The sequence below is a fragment of the Corynebacterium sp. HMSC069E04 genome, assembly GCF_001813175.1.
Classification (GTDB): Bacteria; Actinomycetota; Actinomycetes; order Mycobacteriales; family Mycobacteriaceae; genus Corynebacterium; species Corynebacterium aurimucosum.
Window position 1 is genome coordinate 80,717 of record NZ_KV811640.1, and the last position, 10,274, is coordinate 90,990.

General features: G+C 63.0%; 10 protein-coding genes. 4 read left to right on the forward strand and 6 right to left on the reverse strand.

Going from position 1 to position 10,274, the window contains the following annotated elements:
- Positions 1-89: 89 nt before the first annotated feature.
- A complete protein-coding gene (locus HMPREF2896_RS03205; protein WP_246823984.1) occupies positions 90-548 on the forward strand; it encodes a hypothetical protein in 459 nt (152 codons plus the stop codon).
- Here HMPREF2896_RS03205 and HMPREF2896_RS03210 read toward each other — a convergent pair.
- The 3 genes from HMPREF2896_RS03210 to HMPREF2896_RS03220 all read right to left on the reverse strand — a co-directional run bounded on the left by HMPREF2896_RS03210 (position 545) and on the right by HMPREF2896_RS03220 (position 4,822).
- On the reverse strand, positions 545-2,494 hold the full coding sequence (locus HMPREF2896_RS03210) for an ABC transporter ATP-binding protein (protein ID WP_070717661.1): 1,950 nt from the start codon (positions 2,492-2,494) through the stop codon (positions 545-547). The two genes, HMPREF2896_RS03205 and HMPREF2896_RS03210, sit on opposite strands and share 4 nt — an antisense overlap.
- The gene (locus tag HMPREF2896_RS03215; protein ID WP_070717664.1) at positions 2,495-4,213 is read right to left on the reverse strand and encodes an ABC transporter ATP-binding protein; all 1,719 of its coding nucleotides are present in this window, start codon (positions 4,211-4,213) and stop codon (positions 2,495-2,497) included.
- Positions 4,214-4,405: 192 nt separating this feature from the next.
- Positions 4,406-4,822: a methylenetetrahydrofolate--tRNA-(uracil-5-)-methyltransferase gene (locus HMPREF2896_RS03220; protein WP_070644529.1), complete on the reverse strand. Its 417-nt coding sequence runs from the start codon at positions 4,820-4,822 to the stop codon at positions 4,406-4,408.
- 162 nt (positions 4,823-4,984) lie between these two features.
- Between HMPREF2896_RS03220 and HMPREF2896_RS03225 the strand changes: the two genes are divergently transcribed.
- From HMPREF2896_RS03225 to HMPREF2896_RS03235, 3 genes are read left to right on the forward strand one after another with little or no spacing between them, the layout of a single operon-like run.
- The gene (locus tag HMPREF2896_RS03225) at positions 4,985-5,767 is read left to right on the forward strand and encodes a phosphoadenylyl-sulfate reductase (protein WP_070711630.1); all 783 of its coding nucleotides are present in this window, start codon (positions 4,985-4,987) and stop codon (positions 5,765-5,767) included.
- A complete protein-coding gene (cysD, locus tag HMPREF2896_RS03230; RefSeq protein ID WP_070717669.1) occupies positions 5,767-6,663 on the forward strand; it encodes a sulfate adenylyltransferase subunit CysD in 897 nt (298 codons plus the stop codon). Before HMPREF2896_RS03225 ends, cysD begins: the two co-directional genes overlap by 1 nt.
- Complete coding sequence (locus tag HMPREF2896_RS03235; protein WP_070717672.1) at positions 6,663-7,958, forward strand: sulfate adenylyltransferase subunit 1; 1,296 nt, start codon at positions 6,663-6,665, stop codon at positions 7,956-7,958. Before cysD ends, HMPREF2896_RS03235 begins: the two co-directional genes overlap by 1 nt.
- A 44-nt stretch (positions 7,959-8,002) precedes the next feature.
- On the opposite strand, the gene HMPREF2896_RS03240 is transcribed toward HMPREF2896_RS03235, so the two are convergent.
- From HMPREF2896_RS03240 to HMPREF2896_RS03250, 3 genes are all read right to left on the reverse strand, one after another.
- A complete protein-coding gene (locus tag HMPREF2896_RS03240; RefSeq protein ID WP_070523678.1) occupies positions 8,003-8,629 on the reverse strand; it encodes a hypothetical protein in 627 nt (208 codons plus the stop codon).
- Positions 8,630-8,653: 24 nt separating this feature from the next.
- Positions 8,654-9,532, reverse strand: coding sequence for a flagellar basal body-associated FliL family protein (locus HMPREF2896_RS12630; RefSeq protein ID WP_141754755.1), 879 nt, complete (start codon positions 9,530-9,532; stop codon positions 8,654-8,656).
- Between the two features lie 92 nt (positions 9,533-9,624).
- Complete coding sequence (locus HMPREF2896_RS03250; protein ID WP_070523672.1) at positions 9,625-10,236, reverse strand: LppP/LprE family lipoprotein; 612 nt, start codon at positions 10,234-10,236, stop codon at positions 9,625-9,627.
- Between the last annotated feature and the right edge of the window lie 38 nt (positions 10,237-10,274).

Genomic DNA, 10,274 nt, shown 5'->3' on the forward strand with positions numbered 1-10,274 from the left:
GGGTAGCCGTGCTCAGCGCGCTAATCCTGGGGAGTAGTGCGGGACTAGTTGGGGCGCAAGTTGCGCCCGCACAACCTTATTTCTCCACCGTGACGGCTGATGAGGTGACGCTGACGGGGAACGTGAAAGCCTCGCTGTGCACGATGCCCACCCGCGACGGGGAGGTGCGCGTCCTCGAGCTCACCGGGGACCGCCTCGTTGTGCGCGATTTGGCTATCACGCTGCCGGGCAACGCCGGCGATGGCCTGCTCACCACCGACGACGCCTTGACCGAAGTGGAGGGTTCAGTGCGTATCGTGGCGACGTCCCTGACCTCCACGCCCACCGTCGAAGGCGTGCGCACCGTGCCCGTCACGGCGGATCTCACCAGCGACGATATCAATGCCGTCCTCGATCAGCTCGGGATTCCGCAACGGAATCCCGTCCCTGATACTGAGCTTCCCGACGCCCTCATGGAGCACCTTTCCTTAAGCGACGTCACCCTTGAGCTGGCGAACCTCACGGGTGACACGTTCTCGGCCCCGATAATGTCCGTGACGGTCGACTAGCTCTCGTCCTCGCGGAACTGGGACTGGTGGAGGCGCCAGTAGGCGCCGTGGGCGTCGAGAAGCTCGGCGTGGGTGCCCTGTTCGACGATGCGGCCTTCTTCCATGACGATGATGAGGTCGGCGTCGCGAATCGTGGAGAGGCGGTGCGCGATGATGAAGGACGTGCGGTCCGCGCGCAGCGCATTCATGGCTTGCTGAACGAGCACCTCGGTGCGGGTATCCACGGATGAGGTGGCCTCGTCGAGGATGAGCAGCGCCGGTTGCGCCAGGAAAGCGCGGGCGATGGTGATGAGCTGGCGCTCGCCGGCGGAAATCGCGCCGCCATCCTGGTCAATCTTGGTGTCATAGCCCTCGGGGAGGGAGTGGACGAAGCGGTCCACGTAGGTGGCCTTCGCGGCGGCAATGACCTCCTCGTCGGTGGCGTCGAGGCGGCCGTAGCGGATGTTGTCCATGATGGTGCCCTCAAAGACCACGGCGTCCTGCAGCACCATGCCCACTTGGGAGCGCAGCTCGTGGCGGGACATCTGCGCGGTGTCGACGCCATCGAGGCGGATGGTGCCCGAATCGATGTCGTAGAAGCGCATGATGAGGTTGACCAGCGTGGTCTTGCCAGCACCCGTGGGGCCGACGATCGCCGCGGTCTGCCCCGGCTCCACGCGCAGGCTGAGGTCCTGGATCAGCGGCTTGTCGGGGTCATAAGCGAAGTCGACGTCTTCGAATGCCACGAGCCCCTTCGCACGCCCACCCAAGCGGGAGGTGGGCTCCTCGGCGGGCTCTTCTTCGGCGTCGAGGAACTCGAAGACGCGCTCCGCCGATGCCACGCCCGACTGCACCTGCTGCATCATGCCGCCGAGCTGGCCCAGCGGCTGGTTGAACTCGCGGGAATACTGGATGAAGGCCTGCGCGCCGCCCAACGTCAGCGAGCCGGAGGCCACCTTGAGCGCGCCCAGCACCGCGATGACCACGTACGACAGGTAGGAGATGAACTGCATGATCGGCATCATCATTCCGGCCAGGAACTGCGCCAGCGACGCGGAGCGGAACAGCTCCTCGTTGCGCTTATCAAACTCCTCCGTCATGGAATCGATGCGCCCGAAGACGGTCGCCAGGTCATGGCCGGAGAATGCTTCCTCGACCTGTCCGTTGAGGTCACCGGTGGCTTTCCACTGCGCCTTGAACTGCTTCTGCGCGCGCGAGCCAACCACCGCGATGACCACCGCAGTCAGCGGCAGCGCCAGCAGCGCCACGAGCGCTAGCTGCCAGGACACGGTGAACATCATGACCGTGATGCCCACGACCATGAGCAGGTTATAAAACAGCTGCGAAATGGCCTGCTGCAAGGCGGACTGGATGTTATCGGCGTCGTTGGTGGTGCGCGAGAGAAGGTCACCGCGGGATTGCGTGTCGAAGTAATTGAGCGGCAAGCGGTTGAGCTTGGCCTCGATGTTCTCGCGTAGGTCGAAAACCACCTTCATCACCAGAGAGTTGAGCAAAAAGCCCTGCCACCACTGGAAGAGAGAGGACACCACGTACATCGCAATCACGATGCCAATAATCGTGCCCAGCTTGGAAAAATCAATGCCGAAGCCGGGGTGCAAGTCCATTGCTGAGGCCATGTCGGCGAACTTTTCCTGCCCACCCGCGCGCAGCGCCGCGATCGCCTGGTCCTTGGTTACACCAGCGGGCAGCTGGCGGGAGATGACGCCGGAAAAAATAACGTCGGTGGCCATGCCCATGACCTTCGGCGCGGCCACGGCGAGGAACACGCAGATGATATTCATCGCCGCAATTGCCCAAAGCTGCGCCTTGAACGGCGCGAGGAGACCAAAGAGGCGCTTGGCGGAGGGCCAGAAGTTCTTGGCTTTGCGCGGGGCGTTCTCGCCGGTCTTCTCCTCGATCTCGGCAGTGGTGTCTTCACTCAACGTAGCGTTGTCCTGCTCAGTCATTTATGCCACCTCCGAGGTCTTCTGGGATTCCACAATTTCGCGGTAGGTCTCCGATGTGTCCAGCAGCTCCTCGTGTGTGCCGCGGGCGACGACGCGCCCGGCGTCCATGACCAGAATCTGGTCGGCATCCACGATCGAGCTCACGCGCTGCGCCACGATGATGGTTGTGGCTTCGGCGGTGTACTCGCGCATTCCGGAGCGCACGGCGGCATCCGTGAGCACGTCCAGCGCGGAGAAGGAATCATCAAAGAGATACACCAACGGGCGGGCGACGAGCATGCGGGCGATGGACAGGCGTTGGCGCTGGCCGCCGGAGACGTTGGTGCCGCCCTGGGAGATGTGCATGTCGAGGTCCTCAACAAAGTCCGCTTGGGCCACGCGCAGCGCGTTCCACAGCTCCTCATCGGTGGCCTCCGGCGCACCCAGGCGCAGGTTGGAGGCCACGGTGCCGCTGAACAGGTAAGGCTTCTGCGGCACGAGGCCCACACGCTTGACGACGTCTTTACGAGCCATCTCGGCGATATCGGTGCCGTCGAGAAGCACGCGGCCCTTCGTCGGGAGATAGAGGCGCGGGATGAGGGAGAGCGCGGTGGTCTTGCCGGAACCGGTTGCGCCGATGAGCGCGGTGGTGGTGCCGGGGGTGGCGGTGAAGGAGACGTCGTGAAGCACGGGCGCTTCGGCGCCGGCGTATTGGAAGGAGACGTTGTCGAATTCGACGACGCCCTCGGAGTGCTCCGGGGTACGGGGCTGAGCCGGCTCGGTGATGGAGGGTTCGTGTTCGAGGACATCGGTGATGCGGCGCGCGCAAATGATGGCGCGGGGGAGGATCATCGCCATGAAGGTGCCCATCATGACCGCGGCGAGGATCTGCAGCAGGTACTGCAGGAAAGCGGTCAGCGAGCCGACCTCCACGAGCCCCTCGTCCACACGGTGGCCACCGAACCAGAGGACTGCGCCGGTGGCCACGTTGAGAATGACGGTGATGATGGGGAACATGAGAATGAACAGCTGGCCGACCTTGAGGGAGAGGTTGGTCAGGTCGCGGTTGGCGGTGCGGAAGCGCTCGGCTTCGTGCTCCTCGCGAGTGAAGGCGCGGACGACGCGGATGCCGGCGATTTGCTCGCGCAGGGTGCCGTTCATGACGTCGAGCTTGCCTTGCCAGGCGCGAAAGAGCGGCATGAGTCGGACGATGATGACGGAGATGGCGGCCAGCAGCACGATGACGGAAACCGCGACGAGCCAGGACATGCCGGCGTCTTCGCGGATGGCCATGATGATGCCGCCGATGGACATGATGGGGGCAGTGACCATGAAGTTGAGGATCATCATGTAGACCATCTGGATCTGCTGGACGTCGTTGGTGCCGCGGGTGATGAGGGTGGCGGTGCCGAAGTTGCTCATGTCTTCGGCGGAGTAGCGGGTGACGCGGCGGAAGATATCGGAGCGCAGGTCGCGGCCGAGGCCCATGGCGGTGCGGGAGCCGAACCAGATGGCGGCGATGGCGGCGATGACTTGGGCGAAGGCCACGATGAGCATGATGCCGCCGGTGTGCCAGATATAATCGATGTCTACTTGGGCCACGCCCCTGTCGATGATCTTCGCGTTGAGCGAAGGCAGGTAGAGCGTTGCCGCGGTGGATAGTGCCTGGAGGAGCAGCACCGCGATGACGTAGCCGGTATAGGGCTTGGAGCGGGATAAAAGGATGCGAACGAGTTCCATGTGCCAGCGTTTCGTGCATGTTGGCGGCCGCGCGGTTGCTGCGCTGGGCCGCTGAAGGGCATTGACCGCAAAAGTCTATCCGTTATGGTTGCGCGGGCGCTAGCCCGCGCGTCTAGCGAGTGCGGTGGTGCGAGGACTGGCAGCAGGCTTCCCCGTATCAACGCGCGAGCGCTTAGCTCGCGCGCTCGCGCGCTAGAAGCACACCGGTGCGCGCTGGGCCTGTTCCGTGACGGTGGCCCAATCTTCTACGTCGGGGGTGGGGTGGCAGAGGCCCTCCCATGTCGTGATGGCCACGCCGCGGGCCATGAGTTCCAGTAAAACCAAGTGGCGGTCGCCGGAGGCGGAAAGCTGGTTGAGATCCGAATGGTTGATGTCCGCGTCCGGGCCATTACCCACGCGCACGTTGCCGATAAGCCGCAGGCGCGGCGTGGTCCCCTTCGGGCATGGCGCGGCGATAGATTCTGCGCCGGAGAGCCCAGCGAAGCGTCGCAGCAAACCGAAGGGCGCAGGGCGCTGGCAGTACAGGTCCACGCACAGCCCGGCCCCGATGAGTCGCTCGGCGGTGGAGAGCGCTGCGGGGCCGTCCCCGACGATGGCTACACGCTGCATAAGAACCCCTTCAGTTCGGTAAAAATAGACTGTCTAGTCTGTAAATCTAGTCCGCTCGGTTCAGTCTGGCTAATTTTTATTCTCCCTACTACCCAAGCTCACAGCCCTCGCGCCCCTTAGTGGGGCTGCACACAAGCACAGCTGCCTTTAATGTGAGGAGTCATGACCGAACCGATTAACCTGCTGGACCGCGGCGACTACCGCGACCCCAGCATTAGCCCCGAAGGCACCCGCGACACCGCGCCGCTCGAGCCTGCCGTGGCCCAGCGCAACCAGGAACTCGTCGACAAGTGGGCCGATAAGCTCCACGATGCCTCCGCCGAAACGATTACCGCGTGGGCCGCCGAACACGCGCCGGGCCGGCTCGCCGTCACGATGTCCATGGAAAACACCGTGTTAGCCGAGCTCGCGCACCGCGCCCACTTAGACGCCGACCTGCTCTTCATCGACACCGGCTGGCACTTTCCGGAGACGCTCAAGGTAGCGGGGGACGTCGCCAAGCGCTATGCGGACCTGCCGCTGGTGACCGTGCGCCCACTGTTGAGCCCTGAGGAACAGGACAAGATTTACGGCCCGCGCCTCTATGCACGCGACGTTGCGGCCTATAACCGCATGCGCAAGGTGGAGCCGCTAAACATGGCCATGGACCCCTACGTCGGGTGGGTCACCGGCCTGCGCCGCGCCGATTCCGAGCACCGCGCCACCGCTCCGGCGCTGAGCCTGGACCGCACGGGACGGCTGAAGATTTCCCCGATTATTACCTGGGACCTCGATGACACCGACGCCTACATCAAGGAACACGATCTCATCATTCACCCCCTCACCCTGCAGGGCTACCGTTCCATCGGCTGCGCGCCGTTGACCTTCCCGGTAGGCGAGGGCGAGGATGCACGCTCCGGGCGTATTTTCGCTGACGGCAAGACAGAATGCGGGTTACACGAATAATGACTCTTTCACCACACCTTAAAGATTTAGAGAACGAATCCCTCCACATCCTGCGCGAAGTCGCCGGGCAATTCGACAAGGTAGGCCTGCTCTTTTCCGGCGGCAAGGACTCCGTCGTCGTCTTCGAGCTCGCCCGCCGCGCCTTTGCGCCGGCCACAGTGCCCTTCGAGCTCATCCACGTGGATACCGGCCACAACTTCCCGGAGGTCATCGACTTCCGCGATCAGCTCGTCGAGGAAACCGGCGCGCGCCTGCACGTGGCGCTGGTCCAAGACTGGATCGACCGCGGCGACATCCAGGAGCGCCCCGACGGAACCCGCAACCCGCTGCAGTCCGTGCCGCTGGTGGAGACCATCGCGGAGCGCGGATACGACGCCGTGCTGGGTGGCGCGCGCCGCGACGAGGAACGCGCCCGCGCCAAAGAGCGCATCTTTTCCATCCGCGATTCCTTCGGCGGTTGGGATCCGCGCCGCCAGCGCCCGGAGCTCTGGGACCTGTACAACGGCGGCAAGATGGCCGGCGAAAACGTTCGCGTCTTCCCCATTTCTAACTGGACTGAGTCCGATATCTGGGAATACATCGGCGCGCGCAACCTGCAGCTTCCCTCCATCTATTACTCCCACCAGCGCGAGGTGTTTAACCGCAACGGCATGTGGCTGACACCAGGCGAGTGGGGCGGACCGCGCGAGGATGAACCGTTGGAGACCCGCACCGTGCGCTACCGCACCGTGGGGGATATGTCCTGCACCGGTGCCGTGGAATCCACCGCCGCCTCGCCGGATGAAGTGCTCGCGGAAATCTCTATTTCCACCCTGTCCGAGCGCGGAGCCACCCGCGCCGATGACAAATTGTCCGAGTCCGCCATGGAGGACCGCAAGAAGGAAGGCTACTTCTGATGACGACCACCACCCTTGCGCCGAATGTCGGCGCCCTCAAACAGCGCGATACTCTGCGTCTGTGCACCGCCGGCTCCGTCGATGACGGCAAGTCCACCTTCGTGGGCCGTCTGCTCTATGACACCAAGTCCGTGCTCGCGGACCAGGTGGAGTCCATGGAGCGTTCCTCCGCCGACCGCGGTTTTGACGGCATGGATCTCTCTTTGCTGGTGGACGGCCTGCGTGCCGAGCGCGAGCAGGGCATCACCATCGACGTGGCCTACCGTTACTTCGCCACCGAGAAGCGCACCTTCATTCTCGCCGATACCCCGGGCCACGTGCAGTACACGCGCAACACGGTCACGGGTATGTCCACGTCCCAGGTGGTGGTGCTGCTTGTCGACGCCCGCAATGGCGTCGTCGAACAAACCCGCCGCCACCTCAACGTGGCAGCACTCTTGGGCGTGCGCCACGTGATTCTGGGCGTGAACAAGATCGACCTGGTGGACTATGACGAGGCCACCTTCCGCGCGATTGAGACTGAGTTCTCCGAACTCGCCGCGCGCTTGGGTATCACCGATTCGGTGGCCATCCCGATTTCCGCGCTCAAGGGCGATAACGTGGTGGAGCGCTCCACCACCATGGATTGGTACGAGGGGCCGACGGTCCTTGAAACGCTGGAGACCGTCCCCGTGGCCACGGGCCGCGCCGATGATCTGGACCTGCGTTTCCCCATCCAATACGTCATCCGCGAGCACGCCTCCGATTACCGCGGCTATGCCGGGCGCGTGAAGGCTGGACATGTGGCGGTGGGGGATGAGGTGACGCTGCCGGGCGGGCGGACCTCGACGGTCACCGCGATTGATACCACCGACGGCCCGCTTGGCTCCGATGAGGCGGCGCGCGCCGGGGATTCCGTGGTACTTAGGCTGGCCGACGATATCGACTTGGCCCGCGGCGACCTCATCGCCGGTTCGCAGCGCCCGGAGGAGGTGCGCGAATTCGCTGCCACCGCGGTGGTCCTCACGGACAAGGAGCTGCGCGCGGGCCAGATGGTGAAGCTGCGCTATGGCACAGCATTGGTCAAGGCGCGCGTGGCATCGGTGGAGCGCATCCTCGACCTCGATGGCGTGGCGGATGTTGAGGCACCGGAATCAGCAGCCCTCAATGACATTGCGTTCATCACCGTCCAGACACAGGCGGAGCTTCCCGTGGAGGATTATGCCGCCCGCGGCGCGGTGGGCAACTTCCTGCTCATCGATCAATCCAGCGGCAACACGCTGGCCGCCGGTTTTGTGGGCCAGCGCCTGCGCTAGCTCCTCCCTTAACCCGCGGCTATATGGCCGCGGGTTTTGGCGTTTTAAACGTTCTTTTCGGCCTGCTTGCGGCCCAAGGTCTTGCGCAAGGACCAGATGAACTCCGCAATCATCAGGTAGACCGGGGTGCCGCCGGCGACCATGAAGAAGAAGGCGCCGGCGGAACTAGCCTCGTCGACGTAGTCATCAGCGCCGTAGAGAAGCTCAACACTGCTGGCGTTGCCGACCTCCGCGAGGGCACCGAGGCCGCGAATGGTGGAGATGATCCACATGAAGGCCAGCAGGCCCCACACGATGCACCACTGGATCGACTGGGCACGCTGGCGGGAGGGCTCCACGGCGAAGGAGAAGTTGCTCAGGTCGACGTTGAAGTTGGAGGAAGCCTGGGCGGTCGAAGGCTGGGGCATGAGCTGCACACCGGAGCCAGACGTGGCGATCTCACGGATGCGGGCGACGTCCACCTCGGGGCCGAAGGGATCCGCGATAGCTCGGTCATACTGCTCGCGGCGGTCCTGGCGGGAGAAGATGCTGTGGGCGGTGGAGAGTTCGTCGTAAAGCGCGGCGTTGGACGGGTCAGTCGCGGCGAGGCGGCGTTCGATCTCCGAGGCCAAAGTCGCAGAATCAGCGGAAGGGTCAAGGTTGAGGGAGCTATAGAGGTTGTAGTGTGCCACGAGGCGAAAAGTCCTTTCGAGGGGTTAGCAGGGATCGCTGAAATCTGCATTGTTATTGAGCGAACGGGCGTTGCCACCGTATCGCGCCTTGAGCTTACAGACCTCATCCACGCTGTGGCCGGCGTCGTAGTAGGCCGCATAGACCTGCTTGCCTTCGTGTTCCGAACGCAGCGAGCTGCATGCTGTTCCCGGCATGATCTTGACCCCGGCGTAGTGGGCCTCAACGCGGTTGATTTCGGATTGCGGGGAGTCGCCATAAGGGACGAGGAGGGAATCCACGATGAGAATGTAGCGGCCATCGCAGGTCTCTTGCGCTTGTGTGCTCTCAGCGCTGTCCTCAGTGCTCTGCTTGCAGAGAGGGATGTCATCCGTGATTTGCTTCGGGACATTGTCGGCACTAAGGCGGTTGGAATCCCAGCACTTGATCGTCGTTGAGTCAACGAGGTCGTCGTTTTTATAGGAAACCCATTCTCCGCCGCCCCAGGAATAGAGATAAAAAGAGGAGCTGTTTTCTGAGGCGAGGTAGAGCCAGTCGTCATTGCAAAACAGCGTCATCGGGCGGGGAATATCGTTCCTGGTCTTTTCAGCTGCTGTACCGCACCTGTCCTGAGGTGTGGCTTTAGACGTCACGGGTTTCGCGGTGCTCGTCTTAACGCTGGTAGTGCGGGTTTCACTGCTTGTTGTGGTGGCCTCAGCATTTGTTGTGCTGGTGCTCGGGGCCACCTGCGTAAAGAGGGCCTCCTGCTCTGTGGTTTCAGAAGAGGAGCGCGACATTAACAGCCACGTGACACCAGCAATGATCGCAAGGAGTACGACGACGGCGATGATCACTATGCTTCCCGAGCGTGCAGGACGTTCCGGGCCCTCGTTGCTTGGCGGGGCCCAGGGGTTGCTATTAGTCACGCAGGAAGCTCCTTAAAACGGGGGCGGCAGACAGTAGCTTCCACAGGAAGCCGTGTCACACTATAGCCGCATTTACCCTCACAATAAGGGGTTTAATTCGGTGGGACATCACCGCTCATGACTGTTTTCTGCTGGTCTTCGTCCCAGCGGAATCCGGCATGCGTTTCGCCGGTGCGCCCGGCGGTGGTCTCGCCCTCACGCGCCCAGTGGTAGGTCACGGCGATCACAGCGTCACTCACTCGCTCGACGGTGGGGAAGAAACCATAAGGCTCGAAGGTGGCGGTGCCAAGGTATTCGCCTTTGTGGAAGAGCATGATGTGGTGTGGCGAGGAGGCCGTGGCACCCTCGACGGTGATAATTTGCCAGCTCAAATCCGCGCAAGGGTCGAACCCTGAGGAGGAGGATAGTTGCCAGCCAAAGTCATTCCATGGCGCGATGCTGCCAATGCCTGATTGATAGGCCTCGTCGGCGTCAATATCCTCGCAGGACTCCGACTTGTCCGCGCTCTGGGTAGGGGAAGGTGCCTCGTTGCTCGTCGGCTCAGGGCTTATTTCCTCTTCCGTGGTGCTTTCGGCGGCAACGCTCGCCGAGCTGTTGTGGACCGCACTGAACATAGGGGTCTCTGCCTCGTCCTGATGGCTTTGCGCACAAGCAGCGAGTGGGAGGCAGATGAGGATAGCGCCCACAAAGGCAGGCCTGAGCATTATTTTTCCTTCCATAAAAAGTGCGCCTCGTGTGAGGC